The 24,648-nt window shown below is 66.7% G+C and carries 17 protein-coding genes; 14 read left to right on the forward strand and 3 right to left on the reverse strand.

The features are described 5' to 3' along the window. Positions 1 to 1,339: 1,339 nt before the first annotated feature. Positions 1,340 to 2,950 (reverse strand): aspartate:alanine exchanger family transporter, encoded by a 1,611-nt coding sequence (locus tag ID810_RS03690; protein WP_166855725.1) that lies wholly within the window; start codon positions 2,948 to 2,950, stop codon positions 1,340 to 1,342. Positions 2,951 to 3,277: 327 nt separating this feature from the next. On the opposite strand from ID810_RS03690, the gene ID810_RS03695 reads away from it, so the two are divergent. The 4 genes from ID810_RS03695 (at position 3,278) to ID810_RS03710 (ending at position 7,484) form a co-directional block, all read left to right on the forward strand. Continuing rightward, positions 3,278 to 5,062, forward strand: coding sequence for an acetolactate synthase large subunit (locus ID810_RS03695; RefSeq protein WP_166855723.1), 1,785 nt, complete (start codon positions 3,278 to 3,280; stop codon positions 5,060 to 5,062). 5 nt (positions 5,063 to 5,067) lie between these two features. After that, positions 5,068 to 5,580: an acetolactate synthase small subunit gene (gene ilvN, locus ID810_RS03700; protein WP_166855721.1), complete on the forward strand. Its 513-nt coding sequence runs from the start codon at positions 5,068 to 5,070 to the stop codon at positions 5,578 to 5,580. Positions 5,581 to 5,589: 9 nt separating this feature from the next. Continuing rightward, a complete protein-coding gene (gene ilvC / locus ID810_RS03705; protein ID WP_166855719.1) occupies positions 5,590 to 6,621 on the forward strand; it encodes a ketol-acid reductoisomerase in 1,032 nt (343 codons plus the stop codon). Positions 6,622 to 6,896: 275 nt separating this feature from the next. Beyond that, positions 6,897 to 7,484: a flavodoxin domain-containing protein gene (locus ID810_RS03710; RefSeq protein WP_166855718.1), complete on the forward strand. Its 588-nt coding sequence runs from the start codon at positions 6,897 to 6,899 to the stop codon at positions 7,482 to 7,484. Between the two features lie 99 nt (positions 7,485 to 7,583). Here the strand turns inward: ID810_RS03710 and ID810_RS03715 are convergent, their stop codons facing one another. Next, entirely contained in the window at positions 7,584 to 8,114 is a 531-nt protein-coding gene (locus ID810_RS03715) for a DUF4282 domain-containing protein (protein ID WP_166855716.1), read from the reverse strand. A 253-nt stretch (positions 8,115 to 8,367) separates the two neighbouring features. Here ID810_RS03715 and ID810_RS03720 point away from each other — a divergent pair, with 253 nt between their 5' ends. Then, positions 8,368 to 9,432 (forward strand): 3-isopropylmalate dehydrogenase, encoded by a 1,065-nt coding sequence (locus ID810_RS03720; RefSeq protein ID WP_166855714.1) that lies wholly within the window; start codon positions 8,368 to 8,370, stop codon positions 9,430 to 9,432. A gap of 599 nt (positions 9,433 to 10,031) precedes the next feature. Continuing rightward, entirely contained in the window at positions 10,032 to 10,799 is a 768-nt protein-coding gene (locus ID810_RS03725; RefSeq protein WP_166855712.1) for a hypothetical protein, read from the forward strand. Positions 10,800 to 10,823: 24 nt separating this feature from the next. Here the strand turns inward: ID810_RS03725 and ID810_RS03730 are convergent, their stop codons facing one another. Beyond that, positions 10,824 to 11,696 (reverse strand): gametogenetin, encoded by an 873-nt coding sequence (locus tag ID810_RS03730; RefSeq protein WP_166855710.1) that lies wholly within the window; start codon positions 11,694 to 11,696, stop codon positions 10,824 to 10,826. A gap of 85 nt (positions 11,697 to 11,781) precedes the next feature. Between ID810_RS03730 and ID810_RS03735 the strand changes: the two genes are divergently transcribed. The 8 genes from ID810_RS03735 to tagD all read left to right on the forward strand — a co-directional run bounded on the left by ID810_RS03735 (position 11,782) and on the right by tagD (position 24,639). Next, positions 11,782 to 12,945 (forward strand): branched-chain amino acid aminotransferase, encoded by a 1,164-nt coding sequence (locus ID810_RS03735; protein WP_166855708.1) that lies wholly within the window; start codon positions 11,782 to 11,784, stop codon positions 12,943 to 12,945. Between the two features lie 90 nt (positions 12,946 to 13,035). Then, complete coding sequence (locus ID810_RS03740) at positions 13,036 to 14,127, forward strand: LCP family protein (RefSeq protein ID WP_166855706.1); 1,092 nt, start codon at positions 13,036 to 13,038, stop codon at positions 14,125 to 14,127. A 213-nt stretch (positions 14,128 to 14,340) separates the two neighbouring features. Next, positions 14,341 to 15,579, forward strand: coding sequence for a UDP-N-acetyl-D-mannosamine dehydrogenase (gene wecC / locus ID810_RS03745; RefSeq protein ID WP_166855704.1), 1,239 nt, complete (start codon positions 14,341 to 14,343; stop codon positions 15,577 to 15,579). A gap of 223 nt (positions 15,580 to 15,802) precedes the next feature. Continuing rightward, positions 15,803 to 18,541 (forward strand): CDP-glycerol glycerophosphotransferase family protein, encoded by a 2,739-nt coding sequence (locus ID810_RS03750; protein WP_166855702.1) that lies wholly within the window; start codon positions 15,803 to 15,805, stop codon positions 18,539 to 18,541. A 344-nt stretch (positions 18,542 to 18,885) separates the two neighbouring features. Further along, positions 18,886 to 20,559 carry a glycosyltransferase family protein gene (locus tag ID810_RS03755; protein ID WP_328703761.1) on the forward strand — a complete coding sequence of 558 codons (1,674 nt, stop codon included), beginning with the start codon at positions 18,886 to 18,888 and terminating at the stop codon, positions 20,557 to 20,559. Then, positions 20,556 to 22,904 (forward strand): CDP-glycerol glycerophosphotransferase family protein, encoded by a 2,349-nt coding sequence (locus ID810_RS03760; RefSeq protein WP_166855698.1) that lies wholly within the window; start codon positions 20,556 to 20,558, stop codon positions 22,902 to 22,904. Before ID810_RS03755 ends, ID810_RS03760 begins: the two co-directional genes overlap by 4 nt. Beyond that, complete coding sequence (locus ID810_RS03765) at positions 22,901 to 24,091, forward strand: glycosyltransferase family 2 protein (RefSeq protein ID WP_166855696.1); 1,191 nt, start codon at positions 22,901 to 22,903, stop codon at positions 24,089 to 24,091. The genes ID810_RS03760 and ID810_RS03765 overlap by 4 nt, the downstream gene beginning before the upstream one ends. 155 nt (positions 24,092 to 24,246) lie before the next feature. Further along, complete coding sequence (tagD, locus tag ID810_RS03770) at positions 24,247 to 24,639, forward strand: glycerol-3-phosphate cytidylyltransferase (RefSeq protein ID WP_166855694.1); 393 nt, start codon at positions 24,247 to 24,249, stop codon at positions 24,637 to 24,639. The last annotated feature ends 9 nt before the right edge of the window (positions 24,640 to 24,648 follow it).

The raw sequence follows: 24,648 nt of genomic DNA on the forward strand, positions 1-24,648 counted from the left end.
ATCCATCTCGTTCCCCGGCGTTCCATCGCGTTCCTCGCCCATCCATCTCGTTCCCCAGCGTTCCATCTCGTTCGTTGGAGGAACGAGATCAACTCCTGGGCAACGAGATCAAAACCTGCGCAACGAGATCGATTTCTGAGCAACCCAGAAGATCGCTAGGCGGGTGGGGGTGCCGTGTACGACGGTGATCGCCGGACGTGATCGTGGCCAGGCCCGGGGCCTGGGCGGCTTGGAGGACGAGAGAGCCCATCCATCTCGTTCCTCGTCCATCCATCTCGTTCCCCGGCGTTCCATCTCGTTCGTTGGAGGAACGAGATCAAAACCTGGGCAACGAGATCAAAACCTGCGCAACGAGATCAACTCCTGAGCAACCCAGGAGATCGCTAGGCGGGTAGGGGGTGCGTACGACGGTGATCGCCTGGCGTGATCGTGGCTAGGCCCGGGCCTGGGGCCTGGGTGGCTTGGAGGACGTCGAGCCCATCCATCTCGTTCCTCAGCGTTCCATCTCGTTCCTCGCCCATCCATCTCGTTCCTCGCCCATCCATCTCGTTCCTCGTCCATCCATCTCGTTCCCCGGCGTTCCATCTCGTTCGTTGGAGGAACGAGATCAAAACCTGGGCAACGAGATCAAAACCTGCGCAACGAGATCAACTCCTGAGCAACCCAGGAGATCGCTAGGCGGGTAGGGGGTGCGTACGACGGTGATCGCCTGGCGTGATCGTGGCTAGGCCCGGGCCTGGGGCCTGGGTGGCTTGGAGGACGTCGAGCCCATCCATCTCGTTCCCCAGCGCTCCACCTCGTTCCTCGCCCATCCATCTCGTTCCCCGGCGTTCCACCTCGTTCGTTGGAGGAACGAGATCAACTCCTGGGCAACGAGATCAAAACCTGCGCAACGAGATCGACTTCCGGGGAACGAGATCGACGCCAGTCGTCGAGTCCTCTGGGCGCCGCGACGGGACGCACCCGTCCTGGTGCGCACAGCTCGTCCAGGCGGCGCTGCTAGTGTGGCGGGGCTGGAATACACCCGTCCTGGTGCGCACAGCTCGTCCATCGGCGGGCCTACAGCGGGCCGCTGGCCCCCAAGCACTCGCTCTGCTCTCGAACGTACGGCACAACACCGTACGTTCGAGAGCGAACCGAGGAGTTCGGCGGAGGCGGGGGTGGGGGCTACGCGACGCCGGTGCCCACGACATATCCGACAGGAGTTCGGCGAGGGCGGGGGTGGGGATCCGTCAGGACGGCTCGATAATGGCCAGCACCTGGGGCCAGTTGCCGAACTCGCGGGGGCCGAGGCGCCGCGGTGCGCGCGCGTGATGCCGACGACGGTGGACGACGGTGCTTACAGGCCGCCGAGGATCTGGGCGATGAAGATCTTGGCGATCATGGCCACGGGGTAGACCATGGCGTAGCCGAGGGCGACGCGCGGGTCGGCGCCGGTGCGCTCGTTGGCGAAGGCCAGGACCGCGGGCTGAGTCTGGGCACCGCCCAGGAGACCCGACAGGCGCGTGCCGCCCATCTTGACGATCCACCGCATGGAGGCATAGATCCCCAGGCCGGCAATGGTCGTGATGACGATGCCGGTGATCAGGATCTTCCACCAGTCACCACCGGTGAAGGCGTTGGCGATCTGCCCACCGGCCTTCGTGCCGGCCTGTGCGAGGAAGATGAGCAGGCCGAGCTCGGAGAGCACCGCGGTCGCCGTGAAGGGCAGAGCGGTGACGAGCCCCTTGATCCTGCCGATCTTGCCGAAGACGAGGCCGACGAGCAGCGTGCCCGCCGCCGAGCCGATGGAGAAGGTCGCGCCGGTGGGGGTCAGGAACTTCCACTCACCGATGAAGACGCCCAGGGCCATGCCCAGGCCGAGGGCGACGGGGTTGATGGAGGACAGGCCACGGGCGGAGTCCCCGAAGAACGCCGAGATGTCCTTCATCCGGCCCGTCGGGGCGACGACGCGCACGCGGTCGCCGAGCTGGAGGACGAGGTCGGGGGTGCCGACCATGTCGGTGTCACCGCGGCGCACGCGCGAGATCGTCGCGCCGAAGGTGTGGTCGACGGCGAGGTCGGCGATCGTGCGGCCCGCGATCTTCGGGTCGGAGACCGTGATGCGGCGGAAGTCGAGGTAGCGGCGGTCCTCGATGAGGGAGTGGGAGGAGCCGTGCCCCAGCGCCTTGATGACCTGGGCAACGGCCTCCTGGGTCCCGACGACCGTGACGAGGTCGTCGCGGTTGACGCGGTCCTCCGCCACGGGGCGAGTGATCGGCCCCGTCTCGCCGCGGCGCAGGCGGGAGAAGCGCAGCTCGCCCGACACCGTGGTGAGGATGTCGCCGATCATGGGGGAGTCGTCGCGCTCAACGCGGATCGTGCGGTTCGTCAGCGGCGAGGGCTTGTCCTTGTCCGAGCGCCGGTAGCGCAGCGCCAGCAGGGTGAAGAAGAGCATCCCGATGACGCCGTAGAGGTAGGCGACGGCGTAGCCGACGGTGGCGATGGCGGCGCCGTTGGGGTTGCCCGCCAGCGTGGCGGCGTTGCCCGCGGCCGCCAGGGACGGGGTGTTGGTGATCGCCCCGGCGAAGGTTCCCGCGATAAGAGCGGAGTTCATGCCCAGCAGACGGCCGACGCCGACGCCCGCGGCGGCTGCGGCGATGAAGACGAGAAGCATGAGCGCCAGGGGCCCGACCGCGGTGCGGATGACGTGGAAGAAGTTGGGGCCGGACTGGACGCCGATGGCGAAGGTGAAGACCGCCAGGCCGAGAATGCCCAGGGGGGAGGGGACCTCGATGGTGACGCCCTGGGACACGCCCCATGCGGCCAGGGCGATGCCGGCGAAGAGTACGGCCGCCGCGCCGAGGCTCACGCCCTTGACTTTGATGTGCCCCACGAGCATGCCGAGACCGATGAGAAGGAACAGCACAAGGACGGGGTTGTCCGCCAGGTGGTTGAGGACGGGGACCACGGTGGTGCGCCAGCCTTTCGTTCGCCCAGACGGTGGATCCGGGCATGGGTAGAGAATGGTGCGGTGACCGCAGGGATTGTCTCATTGGCACGGGTGCGCGGAGACTGGACTTCGGTCCGCCTCGGGGTGTGCTGCTCGTGCTGTCGCACACATCGGTGTGAACGGTTGTGCGGGCGGCCGCTCGAGCACACCCCCACACACTCCGTGGTCCCACGATATGAGACATGAGGCCCGCGGTATGACTCGGATCGTGGGACGGCATAACGTTGGCGGCACGGGCCCGAGCGAGAGCGGTGGGCCGCCGACCCCAGCACACAGGAGGGCATGATGGCACGCGCAGACGCACCGTCGGCCGACGGCCGGCAGGTGATGACAGGAGCGGCCGCGCTGGTACGCGCTCTTGAGGACGTCGGGGTGACGGACATCTTCGGCATGCCCGGAGGCGCCATCCTCCCCTTCTACGACCCACTGCTCGCCAGCGAGAAGATCCGCCACATCCTCGTGCGCCACGAGCAGGGTGCAGGCCATGCGGCCCAGGGCTACGCGATGGTCACCGGGCGTGTGGGCGTGTGCGTGGCCACCTCCGGCCCCGGCGCCACCAACCTCATCACCGCCATCGGTGACGCCCACATGGACTCGGTGCCCATGGTGGCCATCACCGGGCAGGTCAGCGCCCGTGCGATCGGGACCGACGCCTTCCAGGAAGCGGACATCGTCGGCGCGACGATGCCCTTCGTCAAGCACTCCTACCTCGTCACCGACGCCGAGGAGATCCCCGCCCGTGTTGCCGAGGCCTTCCACCTCGCCGCCACCGGCCGCCCGGGCCCCGTGCTCATCGACGTCTCGAAGAACGCCCAGGAGGGCCTCATCGAGTACCGGGTTCCCAAGAAGCTCGACCTTCGCGGCTACACCCTGCCCGGCAGGCCCAACCAGCGCCGCATCCAGCAGGCCGCGGAGGCCATCGCCAGCGCCGAGCGCCCCGTGCTCTACCTGGGCGGCGGCCTCAACCGCTCCGGGGTCTCCACCGAGGCGCTCACCGAGCTCGTCGACCTCATCGGCGTGCCCTTCACCACGACCCTCACGGCGCTGGACGCGATGCCCACCGACCACCCGCTCAACCTGGGCATGCCGGGTATGCACGGCACCGTCGCCGCCGTCGGCGCCCTGCAGCGAGCGGACCTGCTCGTGTGTCTTGGGGCCCGCTTCGACGACCGCGTCACCGGCAAGGTCGACACCTTCGCCCGACGTGCCAGCGTCATTCACGTCGACGTCGACCCGGCGGAGATCTCCAAGATCCGCACCGCCGACGTCCCCATCGTCGGCGACCTCAAGGACGTCATCCCGGCCCTGACCGCCGCCTGCCGCGAGCAGTTCGCCGCGGAGCCGCGCGCCGACGTCGACCAGTGGCTCACCGAGGTCACCCACATCCGCATGACCTACCCCACCGAGTGGACGGACACCGACGACGGTCTCCTCCAGCCGCAGGAGGTCATCAACCACCTGGCCGCCAAGGCGCCCGAGGACACGATCTGGGTCACCGGCGTCGGCCAGCACCAGATGTGGTCCGCCCACTACCTGAAGTTCAACCGCTCGCGCTCCTGGCTCACCTCCGCCGGCGCCGGCACCATGGGCTACGGCGTCCCCGCGGCGATGGGCGCCAAGGTCGGGGCGCCCGAGCGGCCGGTGTGGCTCATCGACGGCGACGGCTGCTTCCAGATGACCAACCAGGAGCTGGCCACGGCCGCGCTCAACGACATCCCGATCAAGGTTGCCATCATCAACAACTCGTCCCTGGGCATGGTGCGCCAGTGGCAGACGCTCTTCTACGGGCAGCGCTACTCCAACACGGACCTGCACACCGGGGCCGGCACGGTCAGGGTCCCCGACTTCGTCACGCTCGCGGAAGCGTACGGCGCCGTCGGACTGCGCTGCGAACGCCTGGAGGACGTCGACGACGTCATCGCCCAGGCCAACGCGATCAACGACCGCCCCGTCGTCATCGACTTCATCGTGTCTGCGGACTCCCAGGTCTGGCCGATGGTCGCGGCCGGTGTGTCCAACGACGAGATCCAGATCGCCCGGGGCATGAGCCCCACATGGGAAGAGGAGTGAGAGACGTGAGCGAGAAGCGCACGCTGTCTGTCCTGGTGGAGAACAAGCCCGGCGTGCTCACGCGCGTGTCGGCCCTGTTCACCCGACGCGGCTTCAACATCCACTCCCTGGCCGTGGGCCCCACCGAGCACGAGGACATCTCGCGCATCACGGTGATCGCCGACGCCGAGGGCCTGGCCATGGAACAGGTGACGAAGCAGCTCAACAAGCTCGTCAACGTGCTCAAGATTGTCGAGCTCGACCCCGAGACCTCCGTCGGCCGCGAGCTCTACCTCATCAAGGTCCGTGCCGACGACGGCAACCGCACCGCGGTGCTGCAGATCGTGGACCTGTTCAGGGCGCACGTCGTCGACGTCAGCCCGACCTCCGTGGTCATCGAGACCGTGGGCTCGGAGTCCAAGGTCAGGGCGCTGCTGGACGCCCTGGGGCCCTACGGGGTCAAGGAGATCGTCCAGTCCGGCGCCGTCGCCATCACGCGTGGCCCCCGTTCCATCACAGATCAACTCAAGGAAAAGTGAGAATCCACCATGGCAGCTGAGAAGTTCTACGACGACGACGCCGACCTGTCCGTCATCCAGTCCAAGAAGGTCGCGGTCATCGGCTACGGCTCCCAGGGACACGCCCACGCGCTCAACCTGCGCGACTCGGGCGTCGAGGTCGTCGTCGGCCTGCGTGAGGGATCCGCCTCGATCGCCAAGGCGCAGGAGGCCGGACTGCCGGTCAAGCCCGTCGCTGAGGCCGTCGCCTGGGGTGACGTCATCGTCGTGCTCGCCCCGGACCAGGTCCAGGCGACGCTGTACACCGAGCAGATCGAGCCGAACATCAAGCCCGGCTCGGCCCTGCTCTTCTCCCACGGGTTCAACATCCACTTCGGCTACATCAAGCCGGCCGCGGACATCGACGTCGTCATGGTCGCCCCGAAGGGCCCCGGCCACACGGTGCGCCGTGAGTTCGAGGGCGGGCGCGGTGTCCCGGTGCTCGTGTGCGTCGAGCAGGACGCCAGCGGCCAGGCCTGGCAGACCGCGCTGTCCTACGCCAAGGCCATCGGCGGTACCCGCGCGGGCGCCATCAAGACCACGTTCCGCGAGGAGACCGAGACGGACCTCTTCGGCGAGCAGGCCGTCCTGTGCGGAGGCACCTCCCAGCTCATCCAGTACGGCTTCGAGACGCTGGTCGAGGCCGGCTACCAGCCGGAGATGGCCTACTTCGAGGTCCTGCACGAGCTCAAGCTCATCGTCGACCTCATCGTCGAGGGCGGCATCTCCAAGCAGCGCTGGTCCATCTCCGACACCGCCGAGTACGGCGACTACGTCTCCGGCCCGCGCGTCATCACCCCGGATGTCAAGGAGCACATGAAGGAGGTCCTCGCGGACATCCAGAACGGCTCCTTCGCCCAGCGCTTCATGGGTGACCAGGCCGCCGGCGGCCCCGAGTTCAAAGAGCTGCGGGCCAAGGGCGAGGGCCACCCGATCGAGAAGGTCGGCCGTGAGGTCCGCTCGATGTTCTCCTGGCGTGCGGACCTCGACAAGGACTATGTCGAGGGCTCTGTCGCTCGCTGAGCCGGTCAGCCGGCCCGGCCCGCTGAGCGCACCGCTCAGCCGCTCCTGTCGGACCAGGGCGCCGTCTCCTTCGGGAGGCGGCGCCCTCGCCGTCGTGTGGGCCTGTGTCCACCCGGGGCCGTCGGGCTCCGTGGGTCTGCCGGGCTCGGGCGCCACGCGGCCCTGTCCGGCTCGGCACCCACGGCCTGCGTAGGCTTGCCTTCCTGGACGACGTCGTCGGGCCTGTCTACGTTGTCGGGCGCCCAGAGCCCGACAACCGCGAAGGACAGCACTCCATGTCACCAAAGAAGGACGCCGAGCACTCCTCGGCGCCGCGCGCCATCGTCATCTACAACTCCGTCACCGGCTTCGCCAACACCTACGGGGGATGGGTTGCTGAGGCGATCGGCGCCGATCTCGTGCCCTGGGAGCGCGCCCGGACGATGCCCCTGGACGGCTATGACCTCATCATTTACGGCGCGGGCGTGCGCATGAGCCGGATCCGCGGCTTCTCGGCCTTCCGCCGTCGGCTGGAGAAGGAGGGGCTGGCGCAGTCGGGCAAGGTGCTCGTGTGGGCCAATGGCGGGACCCCGCAGCATCCCGACCGGGACTGGAGGGTCCCCGCGGCCACCTTCACGAAGGTCGAACTGGCTCAGGAGCGCTACCCCTTCGTCTACGTTGAGGGCGGGGTGCGCTACGAGGGACTGAACCTGGTGGAGGAGAAGCTGCTGCGGCTGTTCTCCAAGCGGGTGCAGCGATACCGCCACCGCGGCGAGTGGGCCGTGGCGGTCGCGGACTCCATCGCCGAGGGCTACGACCACTCCTCGCGCGAGCAGATCGAGCCGCTTGTCGCGATGGCCCGCCAGAAGCTCGGCCTGGACTGAGCGCCCAGCACCCCCCCCCGAACGACGACGTCCCCGTGCGGCTGATCAGTGGCCGCACGGGGACGTTCGTGCAGGGGGGCGCGCCTCGGTGCGCCGGCGTCACTTGCCCTGGGAGACCAGCTCAGAGGTGTTCTGCGCGGTGCGGATCAGGGCGACGGAGACCTCGAGGCTCAGCCGGATGAGGATGATGTAGATGAAGGCCGGGATCCAGCCGAAGAGGAGGGCGATGAATCCGACGGTGACGTCCTGCGAGAAGCCGGAGATCACGATGAACAGCCAGAAGAGGACGGACAGCGCGATGAAGGCGATGTAGACGAACTTGGCGAAGGACAGGGTGATGAAGTTGGAGAAGGAGAAGTCGAAGAGGGCCTTGAAGAATCCGGCCCCCTGCGACTGGGCCGAGGCGTACGGCGGGGGCGTCGGCTGACCGTAGGCCGCCGGGGCGTAGGGCTGGGCCGGGGCGCCCGCGGCGGGGGCCGACGGGGCGTAGGACTGGGGCGGAGCGCCTGCGGCGGGGGCCGACGGGGCGTAGGGCTGGGCCGGGGCACCGGCGGCGGGAGCCGACGGGTAGGCGTCATAGCCCCCGGCGGGGTAGGGGCTGCTCGGCTCGGGGACGGGAGGGTTCTGCATCTGTGGACTCCTGATCTGGACGACGATGGGTTTGCCGTGCTGAAGACATGCTAGAACACGGGGCGTGGGCAGGGGCATGGGCGTGGGCCGGGCGCTCATCACTCGGACCCGCGCCCGGCGGCCCTCATTGGCCGTCCGACGGCGTGGTTCCGCCCGCCCTCGGTTGGCTGCCTCCGCCCCGTTGGCTGTCCGACGGCGTGGCCAGGATGTGGACTGCGTGTCTCGCATCGTGGCTAGGGCCTAGCCTGTGCCCATGACTCAGGCGCCCCACACCCTCAAGCTCGCGGTGATCCCCGGAGACGGCATCGGCAAGGAGGTCGTCCCCGAGGGGCTCAAGGTCCTTGACGCCGCCCTCGCCGGCACTGGCACCACCGTTAAGACTACCGTCTTCGACCTCGGCGCCGAGCGCTGGCACCGCACCGGCGAGACCCTCACCGACGAGGACCTTGCCGCCCTCAAGGAGCACGACGCCATCCTCCTTGGCGCCGTCGGTGATCCCAGCGTCCCCTCCGGCGTCCTCGAGCGCGGGCTGCTGCTGCGGCTGCGCTTCGAGCTCGACCACTACGTCAACCTGCGCCCCTCGCGGTACTACCCGGGCGTGCCCACCCCGCTCGCCGAGCCCGGCGACATCGACTTCGTCGTCGTGCGTGAGGGCACCGAGGGCCTGTACTGCGGCAACGGCGGCGCCGTACGCCAGGGGACCCCCCACGAGATCGCCACCGAGGTGAGCGTCAACACCGCTTACGGCGTCGAGCGGGTCGTGCGCTACGCCTTCGAGCAGGCCAACTCGCGCAAGAAGCACCTGACGCTCGTGCACAAGCACAACGTCCTTGTCCACGCCGGCCACATGTGGCGCCGCATCGTCGAGGCCGTCGGGGCGGAATACCCCGAGGTGAGCGTCGACTACTGCCACATCGACGCCGCCACCATCTACATGGTCACCGACCCCGACCGTTTCGACGTCATCGTCACCGACAACCTCTTCGGCGACATCCTCACCGATGAGGCCGGAGCCGTCACCGGCGGCATCGGCCTGTCCGCCTCCGGCAACCTCAACCCGTCGGGGGAGTACCCCTCGATGTTCGAGCCGGTCCACGGCTCCGCCCCGGACATCGCCGGCCAGGGGCTGGCCGACCCGACGGCGACGATCTCCGCCGTCGCCCTGCTCCTGACCCACCTGGGCCGCGAGGAGGCTGCCGCCCGCGTGTCCGCCGCCGTCGACGCCGACATGGCCGCGCGCGCGACTGCCGCCCAGGCCGGCGCCCCCCTCGTGCGCTCGACCAGCGAGGTCGGTGACGCCATCGCCGCAGCCCTCTGAGGCACCGCGCGCTCAACTGCCCTCGAACTCTTCGGTTTGTTCTCGAGAGTCACGGTGTTGTGCCGTTGTGGTGTCTCAGGACGTCGGTGGGGCTTGCACGCTCACACTTTTCGGCAGCCGTCGAGAACAGCGCCATTGCTAGGGTTCGTCGACTGGTGCTCTCCAGTGCGTCGGCTCCCATGTGCACGGAGGTTGCCCGTGCACATGGGAGCTTGGGCCACCACGGCAAACCCCAGTGCAACCGTTAACACCTGTCACATGAGCGTGCGAGCCCCCCTGTCGGCAGCCGGCGGGGCACGCCCCGAGCCCCGCCAGCAGCCGACCGACAACGGATGCCGGCGCCAGGCTCAAACCGTCACGGGCTCAGCGCGGCGGGGTGTGCCGGAGCACACCGCCACGACCGGCCAGAAACCCCACCCCCCACAAACCCCGGAACTGTCACCGATGCCCTTGAGGCAGAACTGCCACCGATGCCCTGAGACACCACAACAGCACAACACCGCACTCTCGAGCGCAAACCGAGGAGGTGGGGCGGGGGGAGAGGGATATCGCACCTCGATGCTGTTCACCCCGCCCACGCTGGCCGCTACATTGCCGGTATGGCGAGGAATCCTCTGAGCATCGGTGGCGCGCGCGTGCTACTGGTCGTCGGCGCGGTGAGTATGTCTCTCACCGGGTGCGTGGACGGCCTGACGGACAACCCGCTCACCGACTCCGAGGTCTCGGCCTTTCTCACGGGTGCGACCGAGGTGTCGGCTGCTGCCGACGAGGCGTCCTTGGCCGTCGCCTCGCAGACGGCATCCCTGCAGCGCGACGCCATCGTCTTGTCACGCGCCTCCCTGGATGCCGCTGAAAGACTTGCCCAGGCCAAGGCCGACGCCGAGACCACCGCTCAGGACCTCCGCAGGCGCACCGATGCCGTGAGGGCTTCAGCGACCGCGGATGACCTGTCCGAGATCGCCACCGCGCGCGCCGCGTACGACAAGGCCATGAAGGGCACAAGCGTTGAGGACCTGAAGAAGGCGCTGATCGCCTACACCTTGGCCGTCGTGACCGCTGAGACACACGTCGCCGCCCGGCAGGTCGCCGCCACGGAGGGGACGGAGCATGAGGCGCCCGGTCAGGTGCCGGCAGCGCCGCAGGACCGGCCCGCCGCTGGGCAACCAGGGGGCGTTGAGGGCGAGACTCAGTTCTTTGGGCCGCCTGCCGGCGGCGGTGCCCCGCCCGTGCCGCCTGCCGACGGCGGTGCCCCGCCCGCGCCGCCGGAGGAGCCGCCCGCCGACCCGCCTGCTGAGTCGCCTGCCGATCCGGTCGTTACTGAGCCCCTGCAGGTTCCCGGTGAGGGAGGCGAGGGCACGACGCCGTGAGGCCAGCCGAGCGTCAGGCGCTCGTCACGCCGTAGTGGAAGAGGCTGTGGCCGTCGGCGTCGGCTCACCCGTCGGCGTCGGCTCACCGGTCGGCTCAGACTCGCCGCTCGGCCACGCCGAGGCACCCGTCAGCCCTTCGATCCTCACTCCGTGGCGCAGGGTCATCCACGTGTCCTGGTCGAACTGACCGAACTGGCACAACTCGGTGAGGGAGACGACGACGCCGTCGGCTGACCAGACGCGGACAAAGGAGCTTCCCGTCACCTGGGAACCGGCCACTCGTGCGGTGAAAGCGGTTTCGATGCCGCGGAACGGCGTGTCGCCGTTGGTGGCCTCGAGACGGCGACGGGACGTCTGCTCATAACTGGAGTAGGAGTCAGCGGCGGCATCGGCCCAGGACCCGGAGATGAAACGGTCGTCCCCGCCGGCCAGGAGCAGGGCAGCACTCGCGGTGACCTCGGCGCGCACGGTACACATGGTCTGCCGTGAGACCCAGGTCCTGACGGTCGATGTCCCGGCAAGGTCCGAGTCGGCCGAGCGCGAGACGACCGTCTCAGGTTGGATCTCGTAGCCGGGCAGATCCGGGAAGGACACGGTCACCGCACTCGGCGTCGTGGGCTGAGCGGTCGGGGGGACCGAGGGCATCACCATGCCGCTGGGGACGGCGATGGCGGTGGGGGTCGCCGTCGGGTCGGAGGCGAGGAGCCCGTCAAGGTCAACCTCGGCGCATCCCGCCGACAGCAGCAGGGCGGCTGCGACAGCCCCCATGATGGCGGTACGCCAGCGCGTCCTGACCGGTGCGCTGCTGGCACCGGGATGGCGCCCGGGGGCCGCGGTCCGGCGCCCGTCTGGCGCGTTCGACCGGAAGACCTGGAGGGTGGGCCCGCTGGCGTGCATGGCCTGAGGCTACCGCGGCCCTCCTCAGGGGTCGCAATGCGAGAACCCGCGGCCCGCCGGCGAAGCCCGGCGGTAGCATGCCCGCATGCCTGAGACTGCAGCCCCCACCCCCGACTCCCTCGCCACGCCCCTGTCACAGGCAGCCGCGGTCCCGCTCCCCGACGCCGACGCGCTCGCGGGACGTTTCCCCCTGACCCGCAGCCCCCGGCCCGCCTCCGACGATGAGCGCGCCCAGGTCCTGAGCGACCTCCACTTCGGCTCCGTCTTCACCGACCACATGGTCCACACCCGTTGGACGCGTGGCGAGGGCTGGTCGGGCCACCAGGTCATGCCCTACGGCGACCTCGCCCTCTCCCCGGCCGCAGCCGTCCTCCACTACGGCCAGGAGGTCTTCGAGGGCATCAAGGCCTACCGCCACGCCGACGGTTCCGTGTGGACCTTCCGTCCCCGCTACAACGCCGCCCGTCTCAAGGTCTCCGCACGGCGCCTGGCCCTGCCCGAGCTGGCCGAGGAGGACGTCGTCGCCTCCCTGGTTGACCTCGTGCGCGCCGACGAGGCCTGGGTGCCCTCGGGTGAGGGGGAGTCCCTCTACCTGCGACCCTTCATGTTCGCCTCCGAGGCCTTCCTGGGCGTGCACGCCGCCGACGTCGTCGACTACTACGTCATCGCCTCCCCGTCCGGCGCCTACTTCACCCACGGCCTGACCCCGATCAGCATCTGGGTCACCCAGGACTACCACCGTGCCGGCCGTGGCGGCACCGGCTTCGCCAAGACCGGGGGCAACTACGCCTCCTCCCTGCTGCCGCAGCAGGAGGCGGCCGCCAAGGGCTGCGACCAGGTGTGCTTCCTCGACGACGTCACCCAGACCAACCTCGAGGAGCTCGGCGGCATGAACGTCATGGTTGTCGACGCCGACGGCACCGTGCGCACCCCGCGCCTGACCGGCACCATTCTCGAGGGTGGCACCCGCTCCGCCATCATCCGCCTGCTGACCGACGCCGGCCGCCGCGTCGTCGAGGAGACCATCAGCCTTGACGGCCTCGTGCAGGACATCCGTTCCGGCAAGGTCACCGAGGTCTTCGCCTGCGGCACCGCCGCCGTCGTCGTCCCCCTCGGGCGGCTCATGGGCAGGGACTTCGACGTCGCGATCACCGGCTCCGAGGTCACCCGCGAGATTCACGACCGCCTCACCGGCATCCAGTACGGCCGACTTGAGGACCCCTACGGGTGGATGTACCGCCTCGTGTGAGGGTGCTGGGAGAGGGCAGCGGCGCAACTGTGACCCTTCCCCTGTAGAAACCCGGCCCCAGCCCTGCGCCTCATATGCTGTGATGCGGCTATGAGCGACGAGCGTGCCCCCCTGTTAGACGACCTGCTTGCGGCTGAGGAGCCGTCTGGCGGTCGGCGGAGCGGGCGTCGGTGGCGCGTGGCGCTCGTGTCGGTCGTGGTCATCGCCCTCGTCCTCGTGGCGGGGACCGCCGCGGCTGGACTGTGGGTACGTCACCGTCTCGCGTCCAACATCGAGACCCTGGCTGACCCCTTCAGCCCGATTGCTGAGGTGGACCGCGCTCCCGCCCAGGTCGTCGCCCCCGGTGAGGATCCGGCGACGAACGTCCTCGTCCTCGGCTCTGACTCGCGGATCAGCGCCGGTGACCCCAGCCAGTGGGAGGTCGGCGCTCAGCGCACGGACGCGATGATGCTCATCCAGATCAGCGGGGACCGCGAGGACGTGTCAGTCATGTCCATCCCGCGCGACTCCTGGGTGGAGATCCCCGGCTACGGCGAGAACAAGATCAACGCGGCCTTCTCCTTCGGGGGCCCGAGCCTCACCATCCAGACGGTTGAGACTCTCACCGGGGTGCGCATCGACCACGTCGTCGTCGCGGACTTCGAGTCCTTCAGTGACATCACGGACGCCATCGGGGGCGTCATCATCAACCTCAAGGAGCCGACGACTCTGGCCGGGACGTACGTCGAGGCCGGAAGTCAGCAGCTCAACGGTGAGCAGGCCCTCGCCTTCGCCCGTGAGCGCAAGTCCCTGCCCAACGGCGACTTCGACCGGGTCAAGCGCCAGCAGGCGTGGATGCGGGCGATGGTGGCATCCGTCCTCAACAACGGGGTGCTGTCCGACCCCGGCCGGCTCTACGACTTCCTCACGACTGTCACCCGGACGCTCGCGGTCGATGAGGGTTTCACCATCGATGAGATGCAGTCACTGGCGCTGAGCCTGTCGGGGATTCACTCCACCGACATCACCTTCATGACGGTGCCGACGGCGGGCACGGGCACGAGTGCGGACGGCCAGTCGATCGTTCTCATTGACGAGGTCGCGGCCGCGCCGCTCTTCGAGGCGTATCAGAACGACACGGTCGAGGAGTACCTCGCCGCCAACCCCGATGCCGTGAGCCTGCTGCCGGCGACGGTGAACTGAACCCTGAGCGCGGCAGCGCTACCGCGATGCTCCTGTCAGGCCTGGCTCAGCAGGTGTCCCAGCACTCGGCCGGGGCCGACGATACGCGGGCGGTCATCCGTCCTTTTGAGAGCGTTGTGATGGACTCGAAGGAACCCACGGTCACCGCTAGGGTTCTAATGTGCGGCCTCCCCGCCGCATCCCTAGTTCCCCAAGGAAGGCGATGAGTGCTTCATGAAGATTGCAGTCATTGGACTGGGCTATATCGGGCTGCCCACGGCCGCAGTGCTCGCCCGTGCTGGTGCAGAGGTTGTGGGTGTTGACGTGTCCGAGCGGCATGTGGCGGCGGTTAATCGCGGCGAGCTTCCCTTCGTGGAGGCTGGTCTAGGGGAGGTAGTTGCTGACGCCGTGCGTGGCGGTCGTTTGCGAGCACAGCAGCAGACGCCCCCGGCCTCGGTGTACATCGTCGCAGTGCCCACCCCCTTCAAAGGCGCGGGCCACCAGGCAGACCCGTCCTTCATTGAGGCAGCGGCGCGCAGCATCGCACCGCAGTTGAACGGGGACGAACTGGTGGTGCTGGAGTCAACGTCTCCTCCCGGGACCACCGAGCGCATGGCCCAGGTGGTCCTGGAGGAGCGTCCAGACCTCTCTGTCGATGGCAGCGGAGGTCGGCCGGTTGTGCACTTTGCGCACTGCCCCGAGCGGGTGCTGCCTGGCCAGATCATGGTGGAGATAGTGTCCAATGACAGGATCATTGGTGGTCTGACGCCCAGAGCCAGCGAGCTCGCCCGCGAGGTGTATGCCTTGTTCTGTGAGGGTGAGCTTGTGCTCACGGATGCCCGAACCGCAGAGATGACGAAGTTGGTGGAGAACTCGTTTCGGGACGTGAACATAGCGTTCGCAAACGAGCTCTCCATCCTGTGCGAGCGTCTGGGTATTGACGTGTGGGAGCTCATTGGCTTGGCCAACCGCCATCCACGGGTCAACATTCTGCAGCCCGGACCCGGAGTTGGTGGGCACTGCATTGCCGTTGATCCTTGGTTCATTGTGTCCGCGTTGCCGCAGGAGGCACGCCTGATCCGGGCGGCACGAGAGGTCAACGACTCCAAGCCGGAGCACGTGCTCAGTGCCGTCTTGGACACAGTGGCGGGAACGGAGGAGCCGGTGGTCGCCTGCCTGGGGCTGGCCTTCAAGGCGGATATTGATGACTTGCGCGAGTCGCCGGCTGTGGGGATCACCAAGCGTCTTGCACAGGCATTGCCGCAGGGGCAGATTCTTGCGGTTGAGCCCAACGTTGAGGAGCTACCAGCCGCACTGGCTGAATTACCTAATGTGCGCTTGGACTCTGTGATGGGTGCGATTGCTGCTGCTGATGTGGTAGTTCTGCTGGTGGACCACAAGGAGTTTAAGAACCTGGACCGCTCATTGCTGGAAGGCAAGCAAACGGTCGATACTCGCGGTATCTGGCGTTGAGCTGATGGGGGCGCGCGGTTTTCTCACAAGGGTAAGCAGACGCATGGTTAGGCCAGCGTTCACCGTGATTGTGATCGCTGCTGGTGCGGATCAGGTTGAGCCAACCGTCCGTTCGGTCCTCAACCAGCCGGAGCGTGACCTTGAGGTCATTGTGGTGGCGCCGTCCCAGAGCCAGGCTGCCGCAGGGTGCCAAGCGCTAGCTGCGCGAGATCGCAGGATCCAGGTGCTCGCGCTTGATGGGGAGCGCGCACCCCGGCGCGGGGTTGCGCTTTCAGTGTCGGCCTCTGCACTGTTGGAGGTGCTGCAGCGGGCTCGCTCGAACGCTGTCATGCTTCTTGACGGTGCCGTGGACCAGTTAAGTAGTGGCGTGCTCAAGGACGGGCGCGTCGTGCTCAATATTGGCGACGCCGTCGTCGGCGCACGGCGAGGCACAGCGGTGGGTGACGCCAATGGCAGTGCTCGCACGGCCTTTGACGATTTGAGCCCAGCTACGGTGATCGCGTCAAAGGCCTTATGGGAGCAGACTTTCAGTTCCGGCGGGAAGAGGGTATACCTGCCTGACCTCTCACTGGACCTGCTGGCACGAGCCCGGCACCCAGAGCGCCTGGGACGCGAGCTCTGTCAGACGCGCAAGCGGCCCCAGCCCAAGGAGGAAGCCCAGGCACAGGAGCTGCTGCGGAGCTTGCGCCATCGTGCCAGGGTGCTGAAGCTCCTGCCTGAGGCCGATCGAACAGAGGTGCTGGGCCGCACCCTGGCGGGACCTTTGATCAAGTTGGCTTTGCTCTGTGGCTCGCTCCCGAGTGAGCTAGTGGCAGAAGCACAAGGCTTGGCGGCGAGTCTGGTGCCGCCGAGCGCGGAGGAGCCCTTGTCCTCGCTGCCCCTGGTGGATCGAGTGCTGCTGCACGCCTTGGCCCATCGGGAACGCGTAGATCTGGAAGAGTTGTTGGTTGCTCGCGCCAGGGAAGGCACCAGTGTCCCGCTCCGGTTTTACGGAGATCGCCTGCGCGTTACTTTGCCGGTGCTTGAGCGCCTTGAGGGGCTGCCCGGCTCTCTCCTGACACCGCAGGCGGCGGACTCGTGTGCCTTCGCCGCCACCCACGGCCTGCGGGTTGTGGAGGACGGCTTGGAGGTCACTGGTAGGGCCTACCTGTACGGTGTGAGACCACAGGACACTGAGCTGCAACTGGAACTTGTTTCAGGCCACGGAGACGCCCAGGTGCTCGATTGGTCGCCATGTGGTGCACCGCAGGCTGACCTGTATGCGAACGATCCTTGGACCTCATACGCCGAATCTGGGTTCCGTGCGGTGATTCCAGTTGATGCCCTCGCGGGTGAGGCACAGATCAGGGTGCGGCTGCGAGCAGCAGACCATGAGCTGAGCACCTGGCTCCCAGCACCACCGCAGGCCGTGGGCCGGTGCCCTGGGGCTTGCTCCGGGACTGCCTGGACCTGGTGGCCCGGAGAAGACGGCGAGACCTGTATCAGCCTCTCTGAGGCGCCACAGCCCTCAGATCTTGCGGAGTTGAGCGTCATAGTGGCAGGAGCCAGCCTCTTAGGTTGCAAGCTACGTCTGATGCTGCAGACGAATGGTGGCCAGCTCACAGGCCTTGAGGCGGTCTCGTCTCAAGGCACGGTGCCGTTCACCCTCACTGAGGAGGGCGGCACGCTAAGCGCTGTTGTCGACCTGCAGGAATCTGGGCTGGCACGTGGTGGGCACCGCTTGCGCTGGCTTACTGCGGACCAGCAGGGCTGGTGCCAGGCGGCTCCAGACCTGGAGGTGGCTACGCTCAAACTGCTGGGTACTACCCACGGGGCCCGCCTGCGTGCGGCAATAGGCGGCGAGGCGGTGCTGACTTTGACGGCGCCGTTGACCGTCTTTGAGCAGTCCGCTTACGGGCGCCAGCAACTCGTCCAGGAGATTTTTGGCCCACTGGTGGACGCGGTGCTTTTCGAGTCCTTCAGGGGTAGGTCCACGGCAGACAACCCGGGCGCGATCTTCCAGGATTTCAAGGAATACGGCGTGAATGTGCCGCTGTGGTGGTCTGTGGAGGATGGAGCGGCGCCCCGAGGGAGCGTGCCGGTGGTGACCGGATCGTGCCAATGGTTCCGGGCGCTGCGTACGGCGCGCGTGATCGTCACTAATGACAACCTGCCCTACTGGTTCCGCAAGCAACCGGGGCAGCATGTGCTCCAAACCTGGCACGGCAGTACGGTTAAGCACCTGCTCCGTGATGCACCTGGTCAAACTGTGTCGCTGCCGTACCGGCACCTGATGGCCAGGCAGGTGTCCCAGTGGGACCTGCTGCTGGCACAAACCGAGCAGGCGGGCCAGCGGCTGTGCTCCGCGATGGGTTACGAGGGCAAGGTGCTCGTGGGGGAGTACCCCCGGAACGTGGGCCTGCTTGGTGGCGAGAAGGTCCGCCTCCAGGCCCGCCGTGCGTTGGGTATTGATGCCGCCACCAAGGTGGTGCTCTACGCCCCTACCTGGCGAGAGGCCCTGCGGGATGGGCCTCGTTCGGCTCCAAGCTTGTTTAATCCGGTGGCGCTCGCGGCCAGCACGGGAGTCACGGTGCTGGTGCGTAGCCACCACATGAATGAGCTGAGGGCCGACGGCGTAGGAGTGGTGGACGTCAGCCAGTATCCCAATGCTGAGGGCCTCATGCTGGCGGCGGACGTGCTCGTCTCTGATTACTCAAGCATTGTTTTTGACTGGGCGTTGACTGGCAAGCCCTGCGTTCTGCATGTGCCGGACCTGGAGGAGTACCGGCAAGAGCGGGGCCTGTACGGGAGCTGGCCTGACGATTCGGGACTGCCTGTCTCCCGGAACCAGGCGGAGTTGACCGACGCTGTGCTGGCGGCCCTGGCGGCTCCAGTTCCGGCCCAGGTGCCGGACCCTGAACCCGTCCAGCAGACGCTTAAGCAGGTTCGCGAGTGGATCACCGAGGCACTGGGGCTTGAGTGACCAGTGATTGACCAGTGGCGGATTCTGCGCCACTCGATATGATCACTGAGGTTCCCCTCCCCATTTCCCAGCCGGCGTCCCGGTGGAAAGGCGGCATTGTGGCCGGCTCACTCTCCAAACGTGCAGTGACGGTGCGTAAGGCACTGTGGCATATGCGCCATGGTGGCTTAGATGGGCTCCGTGAGTTCCAGCGTAGGCGTCGTGCTACGGCTTGGGCGCGTCCTGGTAGCCGCAGGCGGGGGCGCAAGGGGGAGGTCGTCTTCCCGCCCTGGCTGCTTCCAGATCCTGCAGTAGTCGCGCCCCGGCACGACCTGACTGTCGGGATCATCGCCGATGAGTTCACTATGCTCGCGCTGCAGTACGAGTGGCGGACGATCCCTTTACTTCCGGGGCAGTGGCGGGAGCAGGTGGTGGAGCAGCCTATCGATCTGCTTTTCGTGGAGTCGGCCTGGCACGGCAACGGCGATTCCTGGCGCTATCAGGTGGTTGGGGCCAAGGGCCCCTCCTCCCACCTGCGTGAGCTGGTGGAAGGCCTGCGCGTTGCGGGAGTGCCCACGGTCTTCTGGAACAAGGAGGACCCAGCCCACTATGAGGAGGCCATTGAGGCGGCGCGCCTGTTCGACTGGGTCTTCACCACTGACGAGACCCTCCTGCCCCGTTACCGTCAGGACCTGGGCCATGACCGCGTGGCGTGCCTGCCTTTCGCGGCCCAGCCCACGATCCACAACCCGATCCGGCTGCTGGGGGAGGACGGTAAGCCGGAGGAGCTGCGGGATGTGGCGTTTGCGGGCATGTACTTCGCCCACAAGTACCCGCAGCGCCGGGAGCAGATGGAAACACTGCTGGGAGCAGCTATTGATGTTGAGCCCAAGCTGGACACGGGCCTTGACATTTTCTCCCGGTACCTGGGGGCGGATCCGAACTACCAGTTCCCAGAACCCTATGCTGGCCACGTGCGCGGCTCACTCAGCTACCCGCAGATGCTGGCTGCCTACCGCGGCTACCGGGTGTTCTTGAACGTGAACTCGGTGGTGGACAACCCTTCCATGTTCGCCCGCCGGATCTTTGAGATCACTGCCTGCGGCACTCCGGTGGTCACCATGCCTTCGCCCGCGACCAGCCGTTTCTTGCCTCCTGGGACGCTAGCAGTGGTCAACGATCGTGAGGAGGCCGGGCACACTCTACGGGCTTTAGTGGGGAATACGGACCTGCGTGACCGCATGGTTTTCCTGGCGCAACGGGAGATCTGGCTCCATCACACCTACTCTGAGCGGGTGGACCAGGTGCTGCACGCCGTCGGCATGGGGGAGAAGGCGGCTAAGCGGCCCACCGTGGCGCCGCTGGTGTCTACTATCCGCCCGGAGCGGCTGCTGGGGGTGCTGGAGACTTTGGCCATGCAGCAGGAGGTGGAGCAGCGCCCGGTGATCCTCACGCATGGCTTTGAGGCGGATGATGTGGCGCGTGCCCGGGCCCGTGATCTGGGCCTGGATGTGGAATGGATGTGCGCTAATTTGGGAGACCGGCTGGGGCGTAACTACAACCGCATGCTGGAGCGGGCGGAGGCGGAGTACATCGCCAAGATGGATGACGATGACCTCTACTCTCGCTGGTACTTGTTTGATTCCCTGGTTGCTGCGCAGTATTCGCGGGCAGAGGTGGTGGGCAAGCACGCCTGTTTCATGCACCTGGAGGCGGGGGATCTGATGGTGCTGCGCTTTCCCGAGTGGGAGCACCGCTACACGGCTTTCGTGGCTGGCCCGACGATCGTGGCCCGCACGGACATCGCGCGGCAGGTGGGTTTCCCGGAGACCACCACCGGTGAGGACACTGGCTTCCTGCGTTCGGTGGCTGATGCTGGTGGGCGCATTTACTCGGCTTCACGCTTTGGTTTTGTGCAACGCCGTGAGGCCCGTGGTGGGCACACCTGGGGTATCTCCTCCGCAGAGGTACTGGCCACGGGGCGCATTGCGCACTGGGGTGGGCCTGGTGAGGGTGAGCTGCCTGGGGAGTCGCTGTGAGCAGCGCTCGCCTGCAGGTGCTCGTTGTTGACGACGGCGGCGGGGATCTGGACGCCACCAGGGCTTCGCTGGCGGCCGAGGGCGCCCAGGAAACGGCGCTGGTATTGACGCCTGCGGAGGTGCCTTCGGTGGTCTCTCAGTTGCGTGGCGGCAGGTTGCTGGTGCTGCGTGCCGGGGACCAGCTGGAGCCAGGTTTTGCGGTGTCCCTTTCCAGCTCAGGCCGGGCCGGGACCGTGTTCACGCGTCTTCTACGGGCCCCGGAGCCGGGCCGTGGCGGCCAGGCAACTGACGACCACCCGCTGGCAGCGCGTTTCATGCACGGCAGTCGCGCCACTAACCTGCGCGCTGAGCCGCACCTGTTCACCTCTGGTCTGGCTGGGGCGGTGCTCGTTGTTCCCAACGCTGGACTGCCAGCCTGGGACCCTGCTGACTCGGCGGGTTCTAGCCTGCTGATCCGTCACTTGGCTGCGCACCGTGACCGGCTGCTGCTCCATGACGGCCCTGGCGTGGTCCTGCGTTTCCCCGGGGAACCTAGGCCTTTCTCCCGCTTTGAGGACTACCAGCAGACCTTGGCGTCAGATGTGCCGTCCTGGCTGGCGGCAGCCCGGCAATGCGGTGGGGGGCAGGTGCGGTCGTGGGTGTGGCAGCTGGTGCTGCGCCAGCTGGTGGAGGTCACTGACGCGGATCGAGGACTGCGTTTTGTTGCGCGGGGTCTGGACGATGACGGGCGCGCGTGGGTGGTTTCCAGGTTGCGGCAGCTGCTTAAGCAGGTGGGGGTGCAGCCGGTGCAGGAGTACTGTGCCAGCCCCCTGGCCCTTAACCGCAGAGCGGCGCTCTTGGCTGCCGCTGGTGGAGGTTGTGAGGTGATGCCTCCTGCGGTCCTGGCGTCTGAACGTGCTTTCCGCCCGGACCGCAAGGTCAGCTACTTTTTTACTGGCGAGCCGCCGGTGGAGGAGTGGATGGTTGACGGCACAATTGTTGAGCCCACCTGTGTGAAGACGGTGTCCCACCGGTATTTTGACCAAGTGTTGGTACAGGAGCGTGTGGTCTGGTTGCCCAAGGGGCACGTGACGGCGCGACTTGATGGTCGGGCGGTTAAGGTGGCGCCCTTCTCCGGGATGCTTAAACCTCCGCCCCCCAGGCCCTCGGGGGTGGTGCGGGCCCGCCGGTATGTGGGGCGTTCGGCGCGGGCACTGAGGCTGGTGGCGGCTAGGCCTTGGGCTGTGGCGTTCTCCCGTGTTAGGCGGACTAAGGGGCCGGAGAGCCAGGCGGCTGACAGTACAGTGCTCACGACCGTGACCACGGGCGCAGGCCGGGCGCAGGCCCGCATTTGGCTGTACTTGGATCGCCATGATGCAGCTGGTGATAATGCCGAGCCGCTGTATCGTTTTGCGTGTGAGCGGGCGCCGCAGGTCCGTCACCTTTTTGCTTTGGAGTGGGACAGTAGCGATTGGGAGCGGTTGTCAGCCGCTGGCTTTGAGCTGGTGGAGATCGGTACTGCGGCTTTCGATCAGGCTTGGGTTCAGGCCGAGTCCTTACTGCTGGCGGATATCGGTGACCCGGTGGTGGCGCCCCGCCTGGTGGGCAACGGCACGCGCCGGGACCAGCGTGTGGTGTTCCTGCAGCATGGGGTGACGATGCGGGACATGTGGCGCTGGTTCAACATTCAGCGGATTGACGTGCTGGTCACGGCCACGCCTGCTGAGACCCGGGGGATCGTGGCTGACTACACGTCCTACGAGCTCACCGGTAGGGAGGTGTGGCCCAGCGGGTTCCCCCGGCATGACACCTTGTTCAAGTTGTTGGGGCAGCAGCGTGACCGGGTGGTGCTGGCCCCTACCTGGAACCCTTCGCTGGTGCGTGCGCTGGAGGCAGGGATGGCTGCGGAGCAGGACATCGACGGGCTATATGAGCCTTGGTTGGAGCTGGCGGAGCAGCTGCGGGGGCGTGGTCTGCGTCCGGTGCTGTTCGCTCACCCGAAGCTGGCGCTGCTGGCACCAGGCTGGTTCTCTGCTTTGCAGGTGGAGACGACGACGGGCCGGGCGGTGCCCCAGGACTTGTCCCGTGCTTGGGCTGTGGTGTCTGACCGTTCATCGATCATGGATGAGGGCATGCTTCTGGGGGCCGTGGGTGTTGTCTGGGATCCTCTGGGACAACCGGACACGGATCACTACCGGCGGCGGCACGTGGAGGCCGGTGCGCTGGCGGCGGGCAGCGCAGGTGAGGTGCTGGGGCTTGTGGAACGGGTGGTCTCTGGGGAGGTACGTCCCGCCGAGGACATGACTCTGCGGGATGCCCGTGCCTGTGAGCGGCTGCTGGAACGCCTGCTAAGGGAGATGGTATGAGAGTCCTGAAGCGGTGGGGTAGAACGGAGCCGCGGGTCTCGCTGGTGTGCGCCGTGTATGGTGTGGAGCGGTACTTGCCCCGATTCTTCGCGTCCTTGGATGCGCAGGACCTGCCGCATGAGAGGTTGCAGGTCGTGTTGGTGCTTGACGGTGCCTGCGACAACTCACCTGCGATTTGTCGCGAGTGGGCGAAGCAGACCGACATCGCTGTCCAGGTGGTGGAGGTGGGTAACGGCGGACAGGGGCGTGCACGGAACATTGGCATACGTGAGGCGAGGGGTGAGTGGATTGGCTTCCCTGATCCTGACGATGTGCTGGAGCCGGGTTTCTTGAAGGCTTTGCTGGGGTCCCGGACCAGAGGTGCTGGAATGTTGATCGGGCGCACGATTATCCAGCAGGACGGGCGGGACAAGCCGCATCCGCTTGACTTCCGTTTTGAGCACGGTGTCCTTGAGGTGGATGTGAAGCGTCAGCCGGTTGCGGTGCAGCTGTCGGTGCATGAGTGTCTGGTGTGGGCTGATCTGGCGAGACGCTGTGCTTTTCCTGAGGACCGGGGGGCACCGACCTTTGAGGATGCCTGCTTTGTGGGGCAGGTGAGGCGTTTGAACTCGCGGGCGGTGCTAGTGCCCCAGGCGGTGTACCACTATGAGAAGCGCAGCACGGGTGACTCGGCGGTGCAGTCCGCCTGGGCTAAGCCGGGCCGATACCTGGAGCAGATGACTACTCGCTATCTGCCTTACCTGGAAGCTGCAGGAGGCGCTGAGTGGGCGCAGCAGGCGGTGCTTTACGACTTGGGTTGGTACTTCATGAACGTGGACAAGGGGGCCATGCCCACGGAGCCTGAGGGGATTGGTGCTGAGCACGTCCGTCTGATGCGCGGGCTGGTGGCACAGTTAGATCCTCGGCTGGTGGTGACCTGTCCCTGGGGTCATTTGTCCGCCTCAGCCAGGGCACGGATTCTGCTCATGCAGGGGTGGGAAGAAGTCGCTGTCGTTAAGGATGGCAAGGTGGTCGAGCTCTATACGGCTGCGGCGCCTGCTGAGGCAACGAGCACTACCCCAGCCAACTACGGCACCCAAAGTGTTGGGTTTGTCACTGTTGGGGCAGATGCTGAGGAGACGTACTCGGGTGGTCATGTGCCACGAGTGCCGGTGTGGCCGCGGAGGCCTCGGCTGGTTGTGCCCTAGCTCTACCGTAGAAACAGGGTTGAGACTGGTAAAACGCTGATCGCAGGCAAGTGTACCGCTAGCATGGACGGGTACCCATGGCGCCTCCCCGTGACGTTCCAGGTCGCTGGAGGTCAGGCCCGCCAATGCACCACATCCCTTAGGAGTGCTGACCGATGAAGCGTGTGATCACGTATGGCACCTACGACTTGTTGCACTACGGCCATATTGAGCTGTTGAGGCGGGCGAAGGCTCTGGGTGACTATCTGGTTGTCGTCCTGTCGAGTGATGAGTTCAATGCCGTCAAGGGGAAGAGGGCCTACTTCCCCTACGAGGAGCGTAAGGCGATGGTGGAGGCGATCCGTTACGTTGATCTGGTCGTTCCCGAGTACGACTGGGATCAGAAGCCCGATGACGTGAAGAAGTACGACATCGATGTCTTCGTCATGGGTGATGACTGGACTGGGAAGTTTGATGAGCAACTCGAGGGTTTGTGTGAGATCGTGTACCTGCCGAGGACTCCGGAGATCTCGACGACGCAGATCAAACAGGACATGCAGATCAGGTAAACGCATAGG

Origin of the sequence: Actinomyces respiraculi (assembly GCF_014595995.2) — a bacterium.
GTDB lineage: Bacteria > Actinomycetota > Actinomycetes > Actinomycetales > Actinomycetaceae > Actinomyces > Actinomyces respiraculi.